Annotated in this window: 20 protein-coding genes; 12 read left to right on the top strand and 8 right to left on the bottom strand. The window is 69.1% G+C overall.

Translation table 11 applies throughout. The features are described from left to right. Positions 1–131 precede the first annotated feature (131 nt). The 4 genes from Aco03nite_RS07300 (at position 132) to Aco03nite_RS07285 (ending at position 3,445) form a co-directional block, all read left to right on the top strand. Positions 132–1,190, top strand: a complete 1,059-nt coding sequence (locus Aco03nite_RS07300; RefSeq protein WP_203793999.1) for a type I glyceraldehyde-3-phosphate dehydrogenase — start codon at positions 132–134, stop codon at positions 1,188–1,190. Between the two features lie 9 nt (positions 1,191–1,199). After that, the gene (locus Aco03nite_RS07295) at positions 1,200–2,105 is read left to right on the top strand and encodes a threonine/serine dehydratase (RefSeq protein WP_203793998.1); all 906 of its coding nucleotides are present in this window, start codon (positions 1,200–1,202) and stop codon (positions 2,103–2,105) included. 76 nt (positions 2,106–2,181) lie between these two features. Next, positions 2,182–2,790: a GTP cyclohydrolase II gene (locus tag Aco03nite_RS07290; protein WP_203793997.1), complete on the top strand. Its 609-nt coding sequence runs from the start codon at positions 2,182–2,184 to the stop codon at positions 2,788–2,790. Positions 2,791–2,893: 103 nt separating this feature from the next. Further along, positions 2,894–3,445 carry a M15 family metallopeptidase gene (locus Aco03nite_RS07285; protein WP_203793996.1) on the top strand — a complete coding sequence of 184 codons (552 nt, stop codon included), beginning with the start codon at positions 2,894–2,896 and terminating at the stop codon, positions 3,443–3,445. Positions 3,446–3,467: 22 nt separating this feature from the next. Here Aco03nite_RS07285 and Aco03nite_RS07280 read toward each other — a convergent pair whose 3' ends face one another. Then, positions 3,468–4,265 (bottom strand): class I SAM-dependent methyltransferase, encoded by a 798-nt coding sequence (locus Aco03nite_RS07280; RefSeq protein ID WP_203793995.1) that lies wholly within the window; start codon positions 4,263–4,265, stop codon positions 3,468–3,470. 102 nt (positions 4,266–4,367) lie between these two features. Between Aco03nite_RS07280 and Aco03nite_RS07275 the strand changes: the two genes are divergently transcribed. Together Aco03nite_RS07275 and Aco03nite_RS07270 are read left to right on the top strand one after the other, a co-directional pair. Beyond that, the gene (locus tag Aco03nite_RS07275) at positions 4,368–5,393 is read left to right on the top strand and encodes an aspartate-semialdehyde dehydrogenase (RefSeq protein ID WP_203793994.1); all 1,026 of its coding nucleotides are present in this window, start codon (positions 4,368–4,370) and stop codon (positions 5,391–5,393) included. 625 nt (positions 5,394–6,018) lie between these two features. Next, a complete protein-coding gene (locus Aco03nite_RS07270; RefSeq protein WP_106316737.1) occupies positions 6,019–6,225 on the top strand; it encodes a hypothetical protein in 207 nt (68 codons plus the stop codon). 51 nt (positions 6,226–6,276) lie between these two features. Here Aco03nite_RS07270 and Aco03nite_RS07265 read toward each other — a convergent pair whose 3' ends face one another. Further along, positions 6,277–7,023, bottom strand: coding sequence for a hypothetical protein (locus Aco03nite_RS07265; RefSeq protein WP_203793993.1), 747 nt, complete (start codon positions 7,021–7,023; stop codon positions 6,277–6,279). 54 nt (positions 7,024–7,077) lie between these two features. Further along, the gene (locus Aco03nite_RS07260; RefSeq protein WP_203793992.1) at positions 7,078–8,343 is read right to left on the bottom strand and encodes a hypothetical protein; all 1,266 of its coding nucleotides are present in this window, start codon (positions 8,341–8,343) and stop codon (positions 7,078–7,080) included. 790 nt (positions 8,344–9,133) lie between these two features. On the opposite strand from Aco03nite_RS07260, the gene Aco03nite_RS07255 reads away from it, so the two are divergent. Together Aco03nite_RS07255 and Aco03nite_RS07250 are read left to right on the top strand one after the other, a co-directional pair. Next, the gene (locus Aco03nite_RS07255; RefSeq protein ID WP_203793991.1) at positions 9,134–12,211 is read left to right on the top strand and encodes a hypothetical protein; all 3,078 of its coding nucleotides are present in this window, start codon (positions 9,134–9,136) and stop codon (positions 12,209–12,211) included. A gap of 316 nt (positions 12,212–12,527) precedes the next feature. Beyond that, positions 12,528–14,015, top strand: coding sequence for an RNB domain-containing ribonuclease (locus Aco03nite_RS07250; RefSeq protein ID WP_203793990.1), 1,488 nt, complete (start codon positions 12,528–12,530; stop codon positions 14,013–14,015). A 119-nt stretch (positions 14,016–14,134) separates the two neighbouring features. Here the strand turns inward: Aco03nite_RS07250 and panB are convergent, their stop codons facing one another. After that, on the bottom strand, positions 14,135–14,965 hold the full coding sequence (gene panB / locus Aco03nite_RS07245; protein ID WP_203793989.1) for a 3-methyl-2-oxobutanoate hydroxymethyltransferase: 831 nt from the start codon (positions 14,963–14,965) through the stop codon (positions 14,135–14,137). 61 nt (positions 14,966–15,026) lie between these two features. Then, positions 15,027–16,808 carry an NAD+ synthase gene (locus Aco03nite_RS07240; RefSeq protein ID WP_203793988.1) on the bottom strand — a complete coding sequence of 594 codons (1,782 nt, stop codon included), beginning with the start codon at positions 16,806–16,808 and terminating at the stop codon, positions 15,027–15,029. 112 nt (positions 16,809–16,920) lie between these two features. Between Aco03nite_RS07240 and glnA the strand changes: the two genes are divergently transcribed. After that, entirely contained in the window at positions 16,921–18,273 is a 1,353-nt protein-coding gene (gene glnA / locus Aco03nite_RS07235) for a type I glutamate--ammonia ligase (protein ID WP_203793987.1), read from the top strand. A 198-nt stretch (positions 18,274–18,471) separates the two neighbouring features. Here glnA and Aco03nite_RS07230 read toward each other — a convergent pair whose 3' ends face one another. Then, complete coding sequence (locus tag Aco03nite_RS07230; RefSeq protein ID WP_203793986.1) at positions 18,472–19,188, bottom strand: hypothetical protein; 717 nt, start codon at positions 19,186–19,188, stop codon at positions 18,472–18,474. Continuing rightward, positions 19,185–19,817, bottom strand: a complete 633-nt coding sequence (locus tag Aco03nite_RS07225) for an RNA polymerase sigma factor (RefSeq protein ID WP_239144971.1) — start codon at positions 19,815–19,817, stop codon at positions 19,185–19,187. The genes Aco03nite_RS07230 and Aco03nite_RS07225 overlap by 4 nt, the downstream gene beginning before the upstream one ends. A gap of 164 nt (positions 19,818–19,981) precedes the next feature. Between Aco03nite_RS07225 and Aco03nite_RS07220 the strand changes: the two genes are divergently transcribed. Next, entirely contained in the window at positions 19,982–20,407 is a 426-nt protein-coding gene (locus Aco03nite_RS07220; RefSeq protein ID WP_203793985.1) for a DUF350 domain-containing protein, read from the top strand. Between the two features lie 34 nt (positions 20,408–20,441). Next, positions 20,442–21,134: a helix-turn-helix transcriptional regulator gene (locus tag Aco03nite_RS07215; protein ID WP_239144970.1), complete on the top strand. Its 693-nt coding sequence runs from the start codon at positions 20,442–20,444 to the stop codon at positions 21,132–21,134. On the opposite strand, the gene Aco03nite_RS07210 is transcribed toward Aco03nite_RS07215, so the two are convergent. Then, on the bottom strand, positions 21,131–21,538 hold the full coding sequence (locus Aco03nite_RS07210) for a VOC family protein (RefSeq protein ID WP_239144969.1): 408 nt from the start codon (positions 21,536–21,538) through the stop codon (positions 21,131–21,133). The genes Aco03nite_RS07215 and Aco03nite_RS07210 overlap by 4 nt on opposite strands. Before the next feature lie 51 nt (positions 21,539–21,589). Here Aco03nite_RS07210 and Aco03nite_RS07205 point away from each other — a divergent pair, with 51 nt between their 5' ends. Next, positions 21,590–22,039: a GNAT family N-acetyltransferase gene (locus Aco03nite_RS07205; RefSeq protein ID WP_203793984.1), complete on the top strand. Its 450-nt coding sequence runs from the start codon at positions 21,590–21,592 to the stop codon at positions 22,037–22,039. Positions 22,040–22,061: the final 22 nt, after the last annotated feature.

Genomic DNA, 22,061 nt, shown 5'->3' with positions numbered 1-22,061 from the left:
TCGTCCGTTGACGTGCAACTTGCACAACTCATAGTGTCGGTGTCGTGACGGCGGGTGGACCCTGGTGCGAACGGGTGCGGCCATGTCACAGGGCAAACACTGACAAAGGAAAACAAATCGAGGAGCGCTCGATGACTGTCGCGATCGGGATCAACGGACTCGGGCGGATCGGCCGAAGCTTGACCCGGATCGTGGCCGCCATGCCAGACGCCGGTGTGCAGATCGCCGCGGTGAACGACATCGCGTCCACCGACAAATTGGCCTACGGGCTGCGCCGGGACAGCATCCGCGGCGCGTTCCCGGGCACGGTGGCCGCGCGTGGGGACTACCTGGTGGTCAACGACCACGCCATTCGTGCCTTCCACCACGAGCGGCCGGAACGCATCCCGTGGGCCGACCACGGGGTGGACGTGGTGATCGAGGCGACCGGGCGGTTCCGGGCCGGCACCACCGCCCGCCACCACATCACCCACGGTGGCGCCCGCAAGGTGGTGATCAGCGCCTCCGCCGACGACCCGGACGCGTTCCTGGTCTTCGGCGCGAACCACCAGAACTACGATCCGGACGGCCACGACGTGGTCTCCCCGGCGTCGTGCGGGGTCAACGCGCTCACCGTGATGGCCAAGGTGCTGCTCGACCGGTTCGGGCTGGGCTCGGTGAACACCTCGGTGATCCTGGCGTCCCAGGGCTGGCAGCGGGTGCACGACTCGGCGGTCGGCACGTCGCGGGACGATCCGCGGCTGGGCCGGGCCGCCGGGGAGAGCATCATCCCGCACAACTATGTGGTCGGTGACCTGGTCCGGGTGGCGCTGCCGGAGATCGGCGAGATGCGGTACAGCTACTACTGCGTGCCCACGCCGATCGGCTCGCTGGCCGAGCTGTCCGGGACGACCGGGCGGCCGGTGTCGGCGGAGGAGGTCAACCGGGCGATGGCCGAGGCCGCGGCCGGGCCGCTGCGCGGGATCCTGGCGTACGACCCGGACCCCACCGTCTCGGTCGACGTCAAGAACAATCCGGCGTCCTGCCTGTTCGACCCGTCCGGCACGCAGACCACCGCCGACGGCGGGGTGAAGGTGCGCGGCTGGTTCGACAACGAGTGGGGCTTCTCGAACCGATTACTGGACCTGGCACGCCTGGTCGGCGAGCGTTTACCGGTTCCGTCGAGCCGGGTCAGCTGGAGCGTGGCCTAGGCTGGTTCCATGATCACCCTGGCTGACGTGCAGGCCGCCTCGAAGCGCATCGACGGCCGGATCCGGCGGACCCCGACCGTCCAGGCCGGGCCGGACCTGTGGTTCAAGCTCGAGTATCTGCAGCACGCGGGCTCGTTCAAGACGCGTGGCATGTTCAACCAGATCCTCGCCGGGGATCCACCGTCGGCCGCCGGGATCGTCGTCGCCTCCGGGGGCAACGCGGGGTTGGCCGCCGCCTGGGCGGCCCGGGAGCTGGGGATCACGGCCGAGGTGTTCGTGCCGGTCACCGCGCCGCCGGTCAAGGTGGCGAAGCTCGGGAAGCTGGGTGCCCGGGTGGTGCAGTACGGGGCTGAGTATGCCGAGGCCTATGCGGCGTCCGTCGTGCGGGCTCAGGAGACGGGGGCGAAGTTCTGCCACGCCTACGACGATGCGGCGATGGTCGCGGGCAACGGGACGCTGGTGGGCGAAATTTCGGAAATTACGGATTTCGACACCGTGCTGGTGGCGGTCGGCGGTGGCGGGCTGATCGCTGGAGTGATGGCGGCGGCTCCGGATAAAAAGGTGGTCGCGGTCGAACCGGTGAACGCCCGCGCCCTGCATGCCGCTCTGGAGGCGGGACAGCCGGTGGACGTCCCGGTCTCCGGGCCGGCCGCGGATTCGCTCGGCGCCCGGCGTACCGGACAAATCGCTTTTGACCTGGCTGTGGCCCGGAAGATCGACGCGGTGCTGGTCACTGACGACGCGATCGTCGAAGCCCGCCGGAATCTGTGGGACGAGCACCGGATCGTGGTCGAGCACGGCACCGCCGCCGCGCAGGCCGCGCTGGTGTCCGGCGCCTACCGGCCGGAGCCGGGGGAGCGGGTGGTGGTGCTGCTCTGCGGCGCCAACACCAACCCTGTTGATCTTGCGATGTGATCAGCGACCTTGGTCACCTCATGAACCGGCAAGTACGGTCGATCCGTACTTGAAGTGTCAAGTGCAGGGAGAGGGCATGCCGGTTCGTACTCGCGTCACCGTTCCGCTCGAGTTCCCCGACGGATACCGGGCCACCGCCGAGGTGGTCACCTTCACCAGTCTGTCGGACGGCAAGGAGCATCTCGCGCTCGCTTTCGGCGACGTCGCGGGAGCCGAGGTCCCATTGGTCCGTCTGCACTCGGAGTGCATGACCGGCGACGTCTTCGGCTCGCAGCGCTGCGACTGCGGCCCCCAGCTGCGCGAAGCGGTCCAGCGGATCGCCGAGACCGGCGGCTACCTGCTCTACCTGCGGCAGGAGGGCCGGGGCATCGGGCTGTACGCGAAGCTCGACGCCTACGCGCTGCAGGACACCGGCATGGACACCTACGAGGCCAACCGGGCCCTCGGGCACGCCGACGACGAGCGGGACTACACCGCCGCCGCGCAGATGCTGGAAGCCCTCGGCGCGTCGACCGTCGACCTGCTCACCAACAACCCGGACAAGTCCCGGCAGCTGCGGGACCTGGGCGTCGACGTGCGCACGGTCCAGCCGACGGCGGTGCACGCCTCCCCGGCGAACGTGCGCTATCTGCAGGCCAAGGTGGCCCACACCCAGCACACGATCGATCTCGCCTCGGCGTCCTGAGTAATTTTCCGGTTGCTCCTCAGTTTCCGCCCGGCTCGCCGATCGAGAAGTCGTGGGCGGAATCGAGGGAGTCAATTCGCGCATCGCGAGTATTCAGAGCCGGATGATCCAGCTGCAGGGTCAGCAGGCCACGACCACGACCGGGGCCACGTCGGCCAAGACCGGCGCGGCGCCCGCCCAGGGCAGCTTCGCCAGCCAGCTCCGGAACGCGGTCGCGGCCAACCAGGGCACCGACAAAACCTACAAACTGAACAGCAAGGGCATTCCGGAGGATCTCGTCGCGTACGGGAACGGCAAGATCCCTCCGACGGCCCTCGGGCAGGTCGGCGACACCCGGCACAAACTGTGGGCGCCGGCCGCCGAGTCGCTCACCAAGATGATCGACGACGCCAAGAAGGACGGGGTCAAGATCGGGATCACCGACTCCTACCGGCCGTACGCCGAGCAGGTCGACCTGGCCCGCCGTAAAGGGCTGTACTCACAGGGCGGGCTGGCGGCCAAGCCCGGCACCAGCGAACATGGCTGGGGCATGGCCACCGACCTGGATCTGAACTCCGACGCGCTGTCCTGGATGCGGAAGAACGGGCGGAACTACGGGTTCGTGGAGAACGTGGCCCGGGAGTCGTGGCACTGGGCGTACCGGCCGAAGTCCTAGATTTTCGTTTCTTGTCCGCTTTTTAGGCTCTGCAGATGATCTCGCCGTGTGGGACGGTGAACCAGCCGTCCCGAGCCTCGGCCCATTCTTGCCAGCCGGCCGAGATCTTCTCCAGGTCCTCCTGGGTCGCTGCTCCGGACTTCAGTGCTTTGTCGGACATGTCCGATTTCAGGATGCGGTCGGCCCACATCCCGCCCCACCACTGCCGGTCCTCGTCGGTCGCGAAGCCCCACACGCTCGCCGTGGCCGTGACCTCGGTGAACCCGGCCGCGCGCGCCCACGACAGCATCCGCCGGCCGGCGTCCGGCTCGCCACCGTTGCCGCGCGCCACCCGCTGGTAGAGAGCCATCCACTCGTCCAGCTCGGGCAGCAGCGGGAACCAGGTGAACCCGGCATAGTCGCTGTCCCGTGCCGCGACCACCCCACCCTTCTTCGTGACCCGGCGCATCTCCCGCAGTGCGGCGACCGGATCGGTCACGTGCTGCAGCACCTGGTGGGCGTGCACCACGTCGAAGGTGCCGTCCGGGAAGTCGAGCGCGTGCACGTCGCCGACGGTGAACTCGACGCCGCTCAGGCCGCGCCGCTCGATCTCCGCGCGGGCCAGGCCGAGCGCCGGCTCGGTCTGCTCCAGCGCGACCACCCGGCCGGGTGTGACATGCGCTGCCAGGTCGGCGGTGATGGTGCCCGGGCCGCATCCGACGTCCAACAGAGAAATTCCGGAGGAAAGATGCGGCAGCAGGTAGGCCGCCGAATTCTCTGCGGTGCGCCAGCGGTGCGAACGCAAGACCGACTCGTGGTGTCCATGGGTGTAGGTCGCCATGGGCACCACGCTAAGCCCGTTGTCCTCAAATGTGGGATAGGAATCCCATCATATGAACAACGCGATTTCTTTACTCGCTGTTCAGGCCGTACTTTGGTGCCTATGAGGATCGGTATCGTCGGGGCGACGGGACAGGTCGGCAGCGTCATGCGCCGCATCCTGGCCGAGCGCCAGTTCCCTGTTTCCGAGCTCCGGCTCTTCGCCTCCGCGCGCAGCGCGGGCCGCACTCTTCCGTGGGGCGACGGCGAGGTGACCGTCGAGGACACCGCCACGGCCGACTACTCCGGCCTCGACATCGTGCTGTTCTCCGCCGGCAAGGGCGGTTCGCTCGAGTACGCTCCGCGCTTCGCCGAGGCCGGCGCGGTCATCGTCGACAACTCGTCGGCGTACCGGATGGATCCCGATGTCCCGCTCGTCGTCGCCGAGGTCAACCCGGCCGCGGCCCGGGTCCGGCCGAAGGGGATCATCGCCAACCCGAACTGCACCACCATGGCCGCCATGCCGGTGCTGCGCCCGCTGCACGACGAGGCCGGGCTGGTCTCCTTCATCGCCACCACCTACCAGGCGGTCGGCGGCGCCGGGCTCGCCGGTGTGGCCGAGCTCGACGAGCAGATCAAGAAGGTCGCCGACCGGGCCACCGAGCTCACCCACGACGGTTCGGCCGTCGAGTTCCCCGAGTCCAAGGTGTTCCCGAAGCCGATCGCGTTCAACGTGATCCCGCAGGCCGGCTCGTTCGTCGACGACGGCAGCTTCGAGACCGACGAGGAACAGAAGCTTCGCAACGAGAGCCGCAAGATCCTCGACCTGCCGGAGCTGCTGGTCTCCGGCACCTGCGTGCGGGTGCCGGTCTTCACCGGACACTCCATCCAGGTCAACGCCCGGTTCAGCCGGCCGCTGCCGCCGGCCCGCGCCCAGGAGATCCTGGCGTCCGCGGCCGGTGTCGAGCTGTCCGACGTGCCCACGCCGCTGCAGGCGGCCGGCCGCGACCCGTCCTACGTGGGCCGGTTCCGGGTCGACCCGACCGCGGTGAACGGTTTGTCGTTCTTCATCTCCAACGACAACCTCCGCAAGGGCGCGGCCCTGAACGCGGTCCAGATCGCGGAGCTGGTCGCCGCCGAACTGGGCTGACCTCTCCACCTTCGGCTCTGCTGCCCCGGTTGGTTCGCGGTCTTCTTCCGCGGGTCGGCCGGGGCTGCTTTCCTTCTGCCGCCGGGCCGTTTCGTCCTCCCTTCGCGGCCGGACTCTTCCTCCGCGGCCGGACCCTTCCTCCGCGGCCGGGCTCTTCGTCTGCCGCGGGACTCCTCCTCTCGTTCGCCGTTCCGGCTGTCCTCCCTCTTGCGCCGTTCCACCTTCCCTCGCTGCCGTTCTTCCTTTTCGTCGCTCTGGTTGCGCCCTCCTTTCGCCGCCCCTCCTCTCGCCGCCCTTCCTCCTTTCGCTGTCCTGACCGCGTTTCTTCCCTTCGTTGCTCTGGCCGTGGCTTCCCCTCCTCGGACGGCCCGGCCATGTCCTTCTTCTCCGTCCCCTCGGGTGGCGGCCTTCCCTCCTGCCGCTGCCTGCCGCCTGCCGCTGCCTGCCTCCTGCCGCTGCCTGCCGCCTGCCGCTGCCTGCCGCCTGCCGCCGCCGGCGCCTGCCGCGGCCTAGCCGTCGCGGGCTTTCGTGCCCATGGTGGGCTTTCGTGTGCGCTACAAGGGAAATCTTGGACATTTTGGCTGAATCGGTAGCACTTGGTCAGTTTTAGCGGCACAGTGATGGAATGAACGACAGTGGGCTGGGCGGAGCAGGCTACTTCTGGTGCCTCCGCGACCACCGCGTGGAGAGCGGCGACGACGTGTGCCCCGCTCAATACCGGCTCGGTCCCTACGCCACGGCTGACGAAGCGACGCGGGCACTCGAGACGGTCGAGAAGCGCAATGCCGAGTGGGATGCCGAGGACGCCCGCTGGACAGGGGAAGCCAGCTGACGTAGACCGCCGTTCCCGGCGAGTCCTCACCCGGCGCCGACGTGCCCGCAGTCATTCGAAAGGAAACACCTCGATGCCCGCTGCCAAAAAGGCTTCGACAAGGCACGCTGCCTCCGGCACGGGCCCCAACCCCCGATCAAACCCGGTTGCCGGTACGGCCACCCGAACCACCGTCACCAACCCTTCCCCGGGAACCGCCCCTCGCCAGGCAGCCCGCTCCACAACCAAGCCCGCAGCCCTCAAGTCCGCGGTCGCCAAGCCTGCAGCCCCCAAGCCTGCAGCCCTCAAGTCCGCGGTCGCCAAGCCTGCAGCCCCCAAGCCTGCAGCCCCCAAGCCTGCAGCCCCCAAGCCCGCAGTCGCCAAGCCCGCGGCATACAAGTCCGCAGCCCTCAAGCCGGCGGCCAAGCCGGTCGCGCCGAAGTCTGCCGCCCCCAAATCGACTGCGTCGAGACCGGCCGCGACCAAGCCGGCTGCAGCGAGGCCCGTTGCCGCCAAACCGACTGCGGCCAAGTCAGCTTCGGTGAGGTCAACCGCCACCAAGCCGAGTGCGGCGAGGCCCACCGCGACCAAGACGAGTGCGGCGAGATCTGCCACCGCTAAGTCAGTTGCGGCAAATCCTGCCGCCACCAAGTCGGTTGTGGCGAAGCCTTCTGCCGCTAAAGCCGCTGCGGTGAAGCCTGCCCCCAAACCGGCCGCGGCGAAAACCAAGCCGATTGCCACCGTTGCGAAGGCGAGCAAGGCGGCACAACCGACCACTGTGGTGAAACAGCCCACGAGTTCCCAGCGAACCGTCGCCACAAAACAGTCCGCAACATCTCAGCGGACCGTTGCATCAAGACAGTCCCCGATGTCTCAGCGGACCGTTGCGTCAAAACAGTCCCCGACGTCCCAGCGGACCGTCGCCGCGAAACAGCCCGTCACCAAAAGCCCGAGCGTGACCAGGGCCGCCGTTGCCGCAAATGCGGGAAGCGCCCGGAACGCCAGCGCCGCCAAGAGCGCCACTACTGCCAAGAGCACCATTGCTACCAAGAGCACCACTGCTGCCAAGAGCAACGCTGCCGCCAAGAGCGCTGCCGTTACCGATACGCGCCGGAAAACAACGGCTGCCGCCCCGATCGTGAAGCCGCGGGTACCGAGCGGCAAGACCATGCCGGCCAAACCAGCATCAGCGAAAACCGCCGTTGCGGGAAGGACAGTCCCGAAGCCCGCCGCCGCTCGAACGGTTGCCGCCAAGTCGTCCGGTGTGAAACCGGTCGTGGCCAGGGTGCCGTCCGGCAAAGCGGTGAAGGCACCCACGACCAAGACGGTTCCGCTGACCAAGACGTCGGTGGTAGCTCCCCGCTCCGGCAAAACCGGAAACGTGGCCGCCAGAACCGGAATCGACCCGGCAAAGAGTGGAAGCGGCGCTGCAAAGAGTGGGACCGGCGCCGCCAAGAGTGGAACCGTAGCCGCCAAGAGTGGAACCAGTGCTGCCGCGAAGGTGACGACGCAGCGCACCGGTTCGACGACCAGCCCGAAGAGCGCTTCGAAGCCCACCCCGAAGACCACTTCGAAAGACACCGCGAAAACCGGTCCGAAGACGAGCCCGGCGACCGTAGCAGCGAGCAGTTCCGCCTCGGCACCCAAGAAGACGGTGAAAGCCCCGATCGGAAAGCCTACGCCCACGACGGCGAAGAAGCCCACGACTCCCAAAGCGCCGGTCGGGAAGTCGTCGATCGGCAAGGGCAAGGCCCCCATCAGTTTGGGGCGTAGCACCGTGGTCTCCCCACTGACGGGAAAGACCGTCGTGCTGGCTCCCGCCGCGAAGAGCCTGGCCGCGAAAGCATTGGCCGGAAAGAGCGCCGCAGTCAAGGGCGCCGCCGGAAAGAGCCCCGGTTCCAAGGCCATGACATCAAAGAACACGCCTACCAAAGGCATCGCCGCAACCGTAGGCACGGCAAAACCCTCCACGACAAGGACTGCCCCGAAGGCTGCAACAGAAAAGGCCCCCACGCCGAAGGCCAGCACGAAGGCCCTCACAGCGAAGGCCCCCACGTCGAAAGTCGGCACGAAGGCCCCCACAGTGAAAGCCCTCACGGCGAAAGCCGGCACGAAGGCTCCCACGGCGATGGCCAGCACGAACGTGACGACCGCTGCGAGGAAGGCTGTTGCCGGAAGAGGTCACGCAGCCAAGACTGTCGCAGCGAAAGGTCTGGCTCGGAAAGCTGTCACGGCAAAGGCCCCTGCCGGTAAGCCTTCCACTTCGAAAGCCGTAGCGGGTAAGGCCGTTGCACTGAAAGCGCCTGCTGGTAAGGCTGTCGCAGCCAAGACTCCGGCTGGCCGCGTAGGCGGGGCTCAGGCGTCCGCCGGCAAGGCTCTCGCGGCGAAGGTTCCCGCAGGGAAGACCGTTGCCGCGAAGGCACCCGCCGGAAAGACCGCTGCCGCGAAGGCCTCCGTCGGCAAGGCTGTCGCTGCGAAGACGCCTGCCGGGAAGACCGTTACCGCGAAAGCATCCGCTGGCAAAGCCGTTGCTGCGAAAGTTGTCGGCGGGAAGTCTGCGACCAGAAGCGCCGCTGCTGGGAAGAGCACCTCGGGGAAGGCTGCTGCCGGGAATGTTGTGGAACTCAAGCGTTCCGCAGCACGGCAGTCCGCGAACGCGACAGCTGGCAGTGGTGGCGGTAAGGCCAGTGGAGTTTCGGGTGGGCGGCGGGATCCCGGCAAGAGCGGGAGGAAGACAACCGGCGCCGGGGTCACGGTTCTGATCGGGACCGAAGGTGACGGAGATCGGGCCGGGCAGTCCGGACGATCCGGCCAGGCGTCGCGTGCAAGCCAGGTAGGCCGTGTCGGGCAGGCGGCGCGTGTTGGGCAGGCTGGGCGTGGTGGGGCTCGGCGGGTGGCTGCTGCTATGAGTAGCCTGCCTCGGAACCAGGTGACCGTCTCCACCGGGAGTGATGAGCGGGACGAGGAGACCAGTCGTACCGCCGCTTATCTTTCTGAGCGTATGCGTCCGGATCAGGTTGTCTCCGGTTTTCAGGATGATGTGGAAGAAGACGCCGTCGACGCCGGTGATCTGGCTGACAAGACTCTTGTCGGGGGATGGTTCCCGGGTGACCGTGGTTCGGATGGACCGGATCAGGAATCCGACCAGTGGGGGGCCGACCGGCCTGACCTGGAGGCGCTCGGGGCTGACGATCCGGCCGATGGTTCCGGAACGGACTACAGCGGGCCCGCCGACGCCGTCGAGTCGGGATGGGTGTCCACTCTTGCCCGGATCTCCGGTGCGGACGGCCGCGAACTGGCAACCACCGAAGCTGGTGCCCCCTCCGAAGAGGCTACCGCCGACGAACTTCGGCGCCGGATCGCCGCCGCTTCCAGCGGGATCAGCTCGGGTGGCCTGGCCGGTACGAGCAGCGAAACCGTCGGCGAACTCGACCCCGGCAGCCTGGCCCAGGACGATCTCGACGACGAGTACGACGACGACTCGGACGATGACCGGAACGACGACCAGGATGACGACCGGGACGACATGTCGCCCGGTGACGACAGCATCCAGGCCGCAGCCGGGGGACGATCCGTCCGAGGCGTTGCCGGGACCAGCGACGACGACGGCGAGGACGACGAGGACGAGGACGACGCGAGCGACGAGGACGAGGAGCTCAGCGAAGATCTTGCGGAGGTGACCGACTCGGAGGGGGAACTCGGCGACCAGGGTTTGCCGGCCGGGGCGGCGATGGCCTCTGGGTCTCAGGCTTCGACGGCTCGGGCGGGTGCTTCGCGGAAGTCCGCAGTACCTAGGAAGTCTGCTGCGAGGTCTGCCGCGGCGAAGTCGGCGGCGGCGAGGTCGGCGACGTCGGGTTCGGGCGTCGCGGCGCAGGTCGACGGAACCGAGGCGGCCGAGGTTGAAGAAGCAGGTGCTTCGAACGCTGGGGCTACTGCCGGAACCCGGACTGCTGGCAAAACAGCCGCGACCAAGGCTACCGCCAGTAGGGCCAAGGGGAGCAAGGCCACCTCCGGAGGGACGACCGCAAGGAACTCCGCGCCCAAGGCGACGGGCACCAAAGCGACGGGTACCAAGACGGCGGGCACCAAGACGGCGGGGACTAAGGCCACCACGGCCAGGGCGGCGTCACCCAAGGCGACGAGCACCAAGGCCACCACGGCCAAGGCTGCGTTGCCCAAGGCGACCGGTGCTAAGTCAGCGTTGGCTACGGCAACGGCTGCCAAGAGCGCGGCGGCCAAGGCTACGGCCGCTAAGACGGCAGGTAGCAAGGCCAGCGCGTCCAAGGCGACAGCTACCAAGGCGACAGCGACCAAGGTCGCGGGAACCAAGGTCGCTGGAACCAAGGTTGCTCCGTCTAGGTCGGCAGGGTCCAAAGTGGCGCCGGGGGTTAAGGCGACGGCGACTAAGGCTGTGACTGCCAAGGCGACTGGGGCCAAGGCTACGGGTAGCAAGGCGGCAGGAACCAAGGCTACGGCTGCTAGAGCGACAGCGAGCAAGCCGGCAGCGAGTAGGGGCACGGCGTCTAAAGCGACAGGTGGCAAGGCGGTGGCCACCAAAGTCGCGGCTTCCAAGGCGACGGCTACTAAAGCTGCGACCCCGAAGGCGGCAGCGAGTAAAGGTGCGCCTTCTAAAGCGGTAGCTAGGCCTTCTAACGCGGTGGCTAGTAAGAGTGGGGCTTCTAAAACGGCGGCCGGCAAGGCGGCGGGTGCGGCGACTGTTGGTAGGGCCGCTGTTGGGAAAGCGAAAGCCGTTGCCACTCAGGGTGCGGCGGTGAAGAAGGCGGCGGCTGGTGGAGGCGGTTCGGGTAGGGCTGCGGCTTCGGGTGTGAGCGCTGGCAAGAAGGCCGCAGCCAAGGCGACGCCGACCAAAGCAACGCCCACGAAAGCCGCCGCTACGAAAGCCGCCGCTACGAAGGCTGCTGGGACGAAGGTCGCCGCGACGAAAGCTGCCGCTACAAAGGCTGCTGGGACGAACGTTGCCGGGGCGAAAGCTACCGCGGCCAAGGCCGGCGGGGTCAAGGCCACCGCGACGAAAGCTGCTGCGAGTAGGACGAACTCGGCCAACGGTGCCGCGGTGAAGGCTGGGTCGGCTAAGGCTGGTGGGGTGCGGGGCGGAGCGAGGGCTGGTACTTCGAAAGCTGCCGCTGCGAATTCTGCTGCTTCGAAGGCTGGGACGGTGAAGAGTGCTGGGGCTCGGGGTGGGGCGGGGGCTTTGAGGGTGGGGGCGGCCAAGGCTGCTGCTACCAAGGCTGCTGCTACCAAGGCTGCTGCTACTAAGGCTGTTGCTACCAAGGTCTCTGGTGCGAAAGCCACGACTGCCAAGGGTGCGGCGGTCAAGGCCACGGGTTCGAGAGCCACGGCTGCAAAAGCTGTGGGTGCGAAAGTGGTGGGCTCAAAGGCGACTGGCGCGAAAGCGGCGGTGGGGAGGGGCTCGGCTGCCGTGGCTTCTGGTTCGAAGGTGACTGGTTCGAAGGTCTCGGGTGGGCGGGCCGCAGCCTCTAAGGCTTCGGCTGCGAAGGTTGCGGCGGCTCCGGGCTCGGTGGCCAAGGGCGGGGTTGCTAAGGCGGCCTCTGCTAAGGCGGCCGGTGGGCGACCTGCGACCGCGGTCAAGGCGACCGCGAGGAGGGCGACTGGGGCCAAGACCACCGCGAGCGAGGCTGGTCCGGCTAGGGCGTCCGCGAGCAAGGCGACGGCGAGTAAGGCGGCTCCGGGCAGGGCATCTGCGAGCAAGGCGACCGGTGGTAAGGCGACCCAGGCCAGGGTGACCGCTGGTAAGGCGGCTGTGTCTGGTGGGAAAGCCGGGAACTCCAAGAGTGGGGCCGGGCGGTCGGTCAACAAGTCGGTGGCTGCGGGGGCCGGGCGTGCTGGTGGCAATGTGGCCAAGGCTGCACGGGTTTCGCGGACCTCGGGGGACAACGTCGGGGCTTCCGGGCGTGCGGCGGGAAGTGCTCGAGGTGGCCGGACCGCCGCTGACGGCGAGGTAGTGCGGGCGTCTCGTCGGCGATAGGGGCCGAGACCGGCGGGAATGGTGGGCCGGTTGGCGGGAATGCCGAGGGCTGGTCGGCGGGGCACATTGATGGGCTGGTCGGTGGAAACGCCGGGGCTGGTCGGTGGGAACGCCGGAGGGCTGTTGGTGGGACGCCGGTGGGCTTGTTGGTGGGACGTCTGTGGTGGGGTGGGGCGTGGTGGGGTCGGGGCTGTCGGGGTCGGGTCCACCACGTGACTGCGGTTCGGTGGGGAAGTGGTGTGTGGGCCTGGGCTCGGCGGGGGGCTTGTTGCCTCTGGGCTGGGATGGGGCTGTGGTTGTGGGGTAGGAATGTGGCGTGCCGATCAAACGGGTGGTGGCGCCGCATATTGACTTCTCCGGGCTGCGGCGGGAACTTGGGCTGCCGGATGTGTTTCCGGAGAATGTGCTTGCCGAGGCCGGGGCAGCGGTGACCGAGACTCCGCTGCCGTCGGTGGATCGGACCGATGTCGCATTTGTGACGCTTGATCCGGCCTCGTCCCGGGACCTGGATCAGGCCATGCATCTGAGCCGGCTCGACGGTGGTGGTTATCGGGTTCGGTATGCGATCGCCGACGTCGCCTCCTACGTGCGGCCGGGTGGGGCGGTCGAAGCGGAGAGCTGGGTCCGGGGGCAGACGATCTATCTGCCGGACGGGCGGGTTCCTCTGCATCCGCCGGTGCTCAGTGAGGACGCGGTCAGTCTTCTGCCGGATGGGGAACGCGCCGCCGTGGTCTGGACCATCGATCTCGACAGCAGCGGGGAGACCGTGGCCGTCGACGTCGAGCGGGCCCGGGTTCGCAGCCGGGCCAAGCTGGACTATGCGGGGGTGCAGCGGCAGATCGACGCCGGCACCGTTCCGGAGGCTCTGGCTCTGCTGCCGGAGATCGGGGCGCTGCTCGCCGGGCGGGCCGCCGACCGGGGCGCCGTGAACCTTCCGCTGCCCTCGCAGGAGCTCGAACGGGAACCCGAACACGACGGTGGCGGGTGGCGGCTGGTGCTGCGGGCGCCCCTGCCGGTCGAGGAGCACAACGCGCAGATCTCGCTGCTCACCGGGATGGCCGCGGCCGGGATCATGCTGCGGGGCGGGATCGGGCTGCTGCGGACCATGCCGTCGCCGAAACCGGAAGCCGTCGAGACGCTGCGGGCCGCCGCCGCGCCGCTCGGGATCACCTGGCCGGACGGGGCCTCCGTCGGTGCGGTGGTGGCCGCTGTCGACCCGGCTGATCCGCGCGGGGCCGCCTTCCTCGATCAGGCCGCTGAGCTGCTGCGGGGCGCCGGCTACACCGCGTTCGACGCCACCGTGCCGGCCGGGCCGCCGGATGCCGGGCGGAACGGGACCGGGCTGTCGGCGGTGCCGGGGCCGGCCGAGGCCGGGCACGGCGGGGTCGGGGCGCCGTACGCGCACGTCACCGCCCCGCTGCGGCGGCTGGCCGACCGGTACGCGACGGAGATCTGCCTGTCGTTGCACGCGGGACGGCCGGTTCCGGAGTGGGTGTCGGCGGCGCTGCCCCGGCTGCCGAAGGCGATGTCGTCGACCGACCGGGTCGCGTCGGCCGCCGATCGTGGGGCGATCGACCTGGCCGAGGCGGTGCTGCTGCAGGGGCGGGTCGGGGAGCAGTTCGACGCGGCGGTGCTGGACCGGGCCGAGGCCACGGCGAAACGGCCGGCCGGGGGCACCATCGCGCTGGACGATCCGGCGGTGCGCGCCAAATGTGTGGGCGACCTGCCGCTCGGACAGCGGATCCGGGTGCGCTTGACGGCCGCCGACCCGGAATCCCGGACGGTCGGTTTCGAGAAGGCCTGAGAGACGAAAAGCCTGAGAGACGAAAAAAGCCTGATGAGCGGGGCCCGCGGGTGCGGCTCACGGCGATGGGGGAACGCTGCGTTTGTGGGCCGCGTTCCCCCGTACCCGAAGAAGGGTCTTTAGAAGGTGTGCTCCTGGGCCGGGAACTCACCGGAGCGGACCTCGTCGGCGAACTGGCGGGTGGCCTCGGTCAACGCGCCGGCCAGGTCGGCGTAGCGCTTGACGAACCGCGGGGCCTTGCCGGTCCGCAGCCCGGCCATGTCCTGCCAGACCAGGACCTGGGCGTCGGTGTCCGGGCCGGCGCCGATGCCGACCGTGGGGATCGGCAGCTCCTTGGTGATCTGCTTGGCCACGTCGCCGGGAACCATCTCCAGGACCACGGCGAACGCCCCGGCCTCGGTGACCGCCCGGGCGTCCGCGATCACCTCGGCGCCCTCGTTCTCCCGGCCCTGCACCCGGTAGCCGCCGATGGTGTGCTCGCGCTGCGGGGTGAAACCGATGTGCGCCATCACCGGGATGCCGGCGCCGGTGATCGCCTCGATCTGCGGGGCCATCCGGCGGCCGCCCTCCAGTTTCACCGCGTGGCAGCCGCCCTCCTTCATGAACCGGACGGCGGTGCGCAGCGCCTGGGTGGGGCTCTCCTCGTAGCTGCCGAACGGCAGGTCGCCGACGATCAGCGGGGTCTTGGTGGCTCGTACCACCGCCCGGACCAGCGACAACATCTCCTCGACGGTGACCGGGATGGTGGTCTCGTGACCGAAGACGTTGTTGGCGGCCGAGTCGCCGACGAGCAGCACCGGCACGCCGGCCTGGTCGAAGATCTGGGCGGTGTACATGTCGTACGACGTGAGCATCGGCCAGCGGTCGCCGCGAGCCTTCGCGTTCAGCAGGTCACGGGTGCGGACGCGGCGTGTGGCGGGACCGCCGTACAGGGTCGGGATCTCCGACATGGTCAGACTCCTCCCTCGAGGCCGCTCGGATGCGGTCCCCGGGTCCGCCCATCGTTACACTTCACCGGCCCTCGCGAAACAAGTTCGTGATAGGGAGACGACGGTCACGGCCGAAGGCCTTTCCGGAGATCTTGGTGCCCGGCGCGGACTGCCGGCGCTTGTACTCGGCCAGGTCGATCATCCGTAGCGTGCGGTCCACCAGCGCCGCGTCGTTACCGGCCGCGATCAGCTCGTCCCGGCCCAGGTCGTGGTCGACGTAACCCTTGATGATCGGGTCGAGGATCGCGTAGTCCGGCAGCGAATCCGAGTCCTTCTGATCCGGCCGCAGCTCGGCACTGGGCTCCTTGGTGATCGAATTCTCCGGGATCGGGGCATCGCCCTGCGTGTTCCGCCAACGAGCCAGATTCCACACCATGGTTTTCGGTACGTCCTTCAGCGGGTTGAACCCACCGACCGAATCCCCGTACAGAGTTGAGTACCCGACGGCCAGCTCGCTCTTGTTCCCGGTGGTCAGCACCAGGTGGCCGTCCTGGTTCGAGAGCGCCATCAGGATCACGCCGCGGACCCGGGCCTGCAGGTTCTCCACGGCCAGCCCGGAGAGCGACATGTTCGCCAGGAACGCGTCGACCATCGGCTGGATCGGCTCGACCCGGTAGTCCAGTCCGGTGCGTTTGGCCAGGTCGGCGGCGTCGTCCTTGGAGTGGCCGGAGGAGAAGCCGCTGGGCAGCGAGACACCGGTGACCCGCTCCGGGCCGAGGGCGTCCACCGCGATGGCCGCGACGACAGCCGAGTCGATGCCGCCGGAGAGGCCGAGGACCACCGAGCGGAAGCGGTTCTTGTCCACGTAGTCGCGCAGGCCCAGGACCAGGGCGGACCAGATCTCGGCCTCGTCCTCGATCCGCTCGGCGACGCCACCGTCCCGGGTATCGGAGACGTCGGCGATGTCGCTGTCGATGGTCGTCCGCTGGATGGCCATGCCGTCGCTGGGAACGACAGCCGGGTCCTCCGCGAGAGCCGCCAGCGCCGCCGCTGCCGCGGTCGCCGCCGAGGTCGGGGCCGCCGGCAGCGACAGGTCGTGGACCAGGAGTTCCTCGGTGAACTGGCCGGTACGCGCCAGCAGCTCCCCGGACGCCGACACGATCATCGAGTCGCCGTCGAAGACCAGCTCGTCCTGCCCGCCGACCATGTTGACGAACGCGACAGTCGCCCCGGCCTCCACGGCGCGCCGCTGCACCAGGGCGAGTCGCACGTCGTCCTTGTTCAACTCGTACGGCGAGGCGTTGATGTTGACCACCAGCCCGACGCCGGCCCGCCGCGCCGCGGTGAACGGCCCCCCGGCCTGCCAGATGTCCTCGCAGACGGTGAGGGCGACGTCGACCCCGCCGAGCCGCACCACGGTGAGGGTGTCGCCGGGCTCGAAGTAGCGGTCCTCGTCGAAGACGCCGTAGTTGGGCAGGTGGTGCTTGTAGTAGGTGGCGACGACCGCGCCCCGGTGCAGCAGCGCGGACGCGTCCCGCCGCCCGACACCGGGCACCGCGTCCGAGCTGATCGCCGGCGGGCCGTCGGCGTCCACATAGCCGACCACGACGGCCAGCTCGCCGAGACCGTCGGCGGCCAGGTCAGCGGCGAGGGTGGCGAGCGCCTGCCGGGAGGCGTCGACGAACGAGTTGCGGAAGACCAGATCCTCGATCGGGTAGCCGGTCAGCATCATCTCCGGGAACGCCACCAGGTGCGCGCCGGCCGCGGCGGCCTCCTGTGACCAGCGGCGGACCGCCGCCACATTGCCGGGAATGTCGCCGACTGTCGAGTTCACCTGGGCGAGAGCGATGCGCAGCGTGGGCATCCCCATATTCTTGCCCGTGGACGGCCGGTTTGATCCTGACCCGGACCGACGTCACAAGCCGTGAACAGCGTAGTCTCGGCTCGATAGGTAGGCATCCGGACTAGGGGTGGAAGTGGACCGACAGCAGGAGTTCGTGCTTCGCACGCTCGAGGAGCGCGACATCCGTTTCGTGCGTCTCTGGTTCACCGATGTGCTCGGCACGCTCAAGAGCGTCTCGGTCGCCCCGGCTGAGCTGGAGTCCGCCTTCGAGGAGGGCATCGGCATCGACGGCTCGGCGATCGAGGGCTTCGCCCGGGTCTTCGAGTCGGACATGGTGGCCATGCCGGACCCGACCACCTTCCAGGTCTTCCCGTTCGAGGGCGGCGTCTCCGGCGAGAGCGCCCGGATGTTCTGCGACATCCTGCTGCCCGACGGCAGCGCCGCCTGGGCCGACCCGCGCCACGTGCTGCGGCGTTCGCTGGCCAAGGCCGCGGAGAAGGGCTTCACCTTCTACACCCACCCCGAGGTCGAGTTCTTCCTGATCCAGGACGGGGAGAACGACGGCTCGGTGCCGATCCCGGTGGACAGCGGCGGCTACTTCGACCACACCACCCACGCGGTGGCCCGCGACTTCCGGCGGCAGGCCGTGCTCGCGCTGGAGCGGATCGGCATCTCGGTCGAGTTCAGCCACCACGAGGTCGCGCCCGGCCAGCAGGAGATCGACCTGCGTTACGCGGACGCGCTCACCACCGCCGACAACATCATGACGTTCCGGCACGTGGTGAAGGAGGTCGCGCTCTCCCAGGGCGTCAAGGCCACCTTCATGCCGAAGCCGTACACCGATCAGCCCGGCTCCGGCATGCACACCCACCTGTCGCTGATGGAGGGCGAGCGCAACGCCTTCTACGACAGCGAGGACCCGCAGAAGCTGTCGAAGACGGCCCGCTCGTTCATCGCCGGTCTGCTGGTGCACGCCCGGGAGATCACCGCGGTCACCAACCAGTGGGTCAACTCGTACAAGCGGCTGTTCCCGCTCCAGCTGCCGGACCGGATCACCGAGTCGCCGGCGTTCGTGAGCTGGGGCCACCTGAACCGGTCGGCGCTGGTCCGGGTGCCCGCGTTCGGCAAGCCCAGCTCGGCCCGGGTCGAGGTCCGGTCGATCGACTCGGCGGCCAACCCCTACCTGGCGTTCGCGGTCATGCTCGGCGCCGGTCTCAAAGGCATCGAGGAGGGCTACGAGCTGCCTCCGGGCGCCGAGGACGACGTGTGGTCGCTGTCGCCGGCCGAGCGCAAGGCCGCCGGTTACGAGGCGCTGCCGGAGAACCTGGCCGAGGCGATCGACGTGATGGCCGGTTCGGAGCTGGTCGCCGAGGTGCTCGGTGAGCACGTCTTCGACTTCTTCCTGCGCAACAAGCGGGCCGAGTGGGAGCAGTTCCGCCGCGAGGTCACGCCGTACGAGCGCCAGCGCTACCTCGGCGCGCTGTAGACAGCTCGAAAAAAGGGGCCCCTCGCGGAGGGGCCCCTTTTTTCGTGGCGCCAGGCGGTGACGGTGTCCGAGCCGTCACCGCCTGGCTGGTGCGATCATCGTGTGCTGAGTGGGGGCGACCCAGCCGATGACCGACCGTTCAAGGCACCCGGCGGACCGCCCGTTCCCCAGATCCGGTCCGCCGAGTGCCGGCTTGTGTCAGCGGTGCGGTTGTCCCGCTCCGCCGGTGTTTCCACCCCCTTGTTGCGGCTCCCGTTCGGGGGTTCTCGTTCCGCCACCGTTGCGATCCCGGAACGGTTCCCGGGAGGGCTGGCGGGCGCTGGGTGACGTGTTCGGTGCGCCGGCCCGGGTGCGGCAGGTTCGTTCCATCTCGACCTGGTTCTTCCCGGCGCGCCGCACCTGCTCCCGGAAACGCTCGTGGTTCCGCTGGAAATCGGTGCACAGATCGGTGTCGGTCACTCTTTTCTTCGGAGTCGCCGACGATGTGGTGCCGACTTGCGCCGGGGGTGAGACGGTCGGTGAGACCGGCGGCGAGACCTGCGCGGCTTCGGACGTGGCGGTCGCCGACGGCTCCGGGGCGCTGAAGGTGGCCTCGTGCAGGGCGCCGGTGTTCGCGGCCAGGGCCATTCCGCCGACTGTCGCGCTGGTGGCGAAGGCGACCGCGGCGACCTTGAGGGTCAGCATCCGGGTCAGGCAGGACTGGATCACCGACGGCCGCTTGCGGTGTTTCGCCGGGGCCTGCGCGGCGGCCCGGAACGCCGCCATCGCGTCGGCCTCCCCGGCCAGCTCGGCCGCGGTCGCGGGGGCCTGTGCGGCGGCCAGCACCCGATCGAGGGCATGCCCGGTCCGGTCACCGCGCAGCAGACTGTCTGCGGTCTTCCGGTCCATCGGGGTCCACTCCTCGGGGCTGGTCATCTCATCTCCTTCAGCGCCGGCGCCGCCGAAGTTGTCACCGGGTTGCTCCACGAGGCGGATCTGCGCTGCTCAGGTGGAGGCTGTGCGGGCTGGGCCAGGCGGGCGGCGAGGTTCTTCAAACCCCGATAGGCGGCGGTACGGATGGCGCCCGCCCGCCGTCCGAGGATCTTCCCGGTGCTCTTCGCGTCCAGGCCGACCACCACCCGCAGCATCACCGCCTCGGCCTGCTCCGGGGGCAGCGCGGCGATCAGCGCGACCGCGGCGTCGGTGGTGACCAGTTCCAGGGCGCGGTCGGCGGTGTCGTCGGCGGCGCGCAGCTCGGCCAGGAACTCGTCAGCGGCCGCCGGCTGTGGTCGGCGGCGCTGGGAACGCAGCAGGTCCATGGCCCGGTGCCGGGCGATCGTCGCGGTCCAGCCCCGGAATCCGTCGAAGTCGCCGGAGAACGTCCGCAGGTCCCGGGCGATCTGCAGCCAGGCCTCGGAGGCGACGTCCTCGGCGTCCTCACCGACCAGGATCCGCAGGTAACGCAGCAGCGCCGGCTGCTGTGTCCGGTAGAGGAGACGGAACGCCTGCTCGTCACCCGACTGTGCCGCGATCACGACGGCGTCGAGGTCCTCCGCGTCCATCATCCGAAGACCACCGACCCCTCGTTCCGCCCTCACACCGCATGCGGGCTCCCCTGGTACAGCGCCACCTGGCGGAAAAACGTCACCGCTGGTCCCGGCGTCCGATCGACGCGGTAGATCGGCTCGGATACGGTCTGGGGCGGACTACACATGATGAGGGAGAAACCGTGCTGGAGGATCTGCTTGAGGGCGCCGGGCGCAGCATAGTGTTCGGGGTGGTCGGCATCGGGCTGATGGCGGTCGGATTCGTTCTGGTCGACCTGCTCACCCCGGGCAAACTGCGCGACCTGATCTGGGTCGAGAAGAACCCGAACGCCGCTCTGCTGCTGACGGCGAACCAGCTCGGTATCGCGGCGATCGTCTTCACCTCGATCTTCACGACCTGGGACTCGTTCGGTCAGGGCCTGGCGTCGACGGCGCTGTTCGGCCTGATCGGCATCGCCATCATGGGCCTGGCGTTCCTGGTGCTGGACTGGATGACCCCGGGCAAGCTGGGCGAGGTCATCTGCACCCAGGAGAAGCACCCGGGGGCGGTGGTGAGCGCGGCGTCCCACTTCGGTGCGGCCGTCATCGTGTGCGCCTGTATCGCCTGAGTTCTTGTCGTACCCCCGGGCTAGCGTCCCGGGGGTGAACCGTACCGATCGCCTCTACGCCATGGTCGAGGAACTCCGGGCGGTGGCTCCGCGCCCCCGCAGCGCCAGCTGGCTGGCCGGCCGGTTCGAGGTCAGCGTGCGCACCGTCGAGCGGGACATCTCGGCGCTGCAGCAGTCCGGCACGCCGATCTACGCGGAGACCGGCCGCACCGGTGGTTACTGCCTGGACCGGGCGCACACCCTGCCCCCGGTCAACCTGACTCCGGACGAGGCGGTCGCGATGGCGCTCGCGCTGCGGAGCATGGAGGGCACCCCGTTCCGGCATCCGGCGGCCAGCGCGCTGCGCAAACTGCTCGCCGCGATGCGCCCGGAGGACGTGGCCGAGGCACGTGACCTGGCCGGGCGGATCCAGCTCACCGGTGACACGCCGTCGGCCGAGCTGCCCCGGCTGGCCGGTGGCGCGCTCCCGGTCGGCTGTGTGCTCCGGATCGGTTACGCCGACCGGCACGGCACGGTCACCTCGCGCGACATCGAGCCGCTGGGTTACGTCGGGGCCCGCGGTCACTGGTACCTGATCGCCTGGTGCCGGCTGCGCGAGTCGGTGCGGGTGTTCCGCCCCGACCGGATCGCCACCGTGACACCGACCCGGGAGACGGTCCGGCCGCGGACGCTGGCGGAGGTCCAGCTCGACCTCCCCCACCGCCTGCGGCCGTTGACTCTCACCTAGGCGGCCGGCGGCTTGAAGATCTGGAACTGGTTGCCGGCCGGGTCGAGCAGGTGGGCGATCGACGTGCCCTCGGCGGCCACCCGCTTGACCAGCACCTTCCCACCGGCTGCCTCGGCCGCCGCGCACGTCGCGTCGACGTCGGCCACCAGGACCGAGAAGACCGCGTGGTTCGGCCCGCCGCCGCTGGTGTCGGCGAGACCGCCCGGGATGCCGTCCTCACCCGGGGTCTTGATGAACTTGTACGTCGGCACGGCCTCGGTGAAGGTCCAGCCGAACAGCCCGCCGTAGAACCGCTCCGCCTCGGCCGGCTGGTCGGTGCCGATCTGGAACCAGCCGATCCCGTTCACTGCGGTCATGTCGTACTCCTCGATGTCGTCGGATCTGCTCCCCACTCTGCGAGCCACCGGCGACACCGTCCTGTCGGTGTTTCGGCGGTGTTTGACAGGATCACCCGAATGACCGACATCAGGCTCGAGCCCGTCACCGCCGCGAACTGGCGGGACTGCGCGGCCCTCAGCGTCCACCCCGGGCAGCGGGACTTCGTCGCGGAGGTGACCTACTACCTCTGTCTGTGCCACTACGGCGACACCTGGAACCCGCTGGCCGTGGTGCGTGGCGGCGAGGTGACCGGTTTTGTGATGTGGGGCCGGGACGACGACGGCAGTCACTGGATCGGTGGCGTGGTGGTGGACGCGAGACACCAGCGGCAGGGGATCGGGCGCGAGGTGGTCCGGCAGTTGCGGGAGCGCCTGATCGCCGAGCCCGGCACGCCGAACGTGGCGCTGAGCTACCAGCCGGCCAACACCGCGGCCCGTGACCTCTACCTGTCGATGGGCTTCGAGGAGACCGGCGAGGTCGACGACGACGAGGTCATCGCGAGATGGAAACCGGCTGATTTCAGATAAAGATCTAAATCCCTGACCGTTG

The organism is Actinoplanes couchii (genome assembly GCF_016862075.1).
GTDB lineage: Bacteria > Actinomycetota > Actinomycetes > Mycobacteriales > Micromonosporaceae > Actinoplanes > Actinoplanes couchii.
Note: the sequence above shows the minus strand (reverse complement) of the source record. Positions and strands in the feature narration are given on the sequence as shown.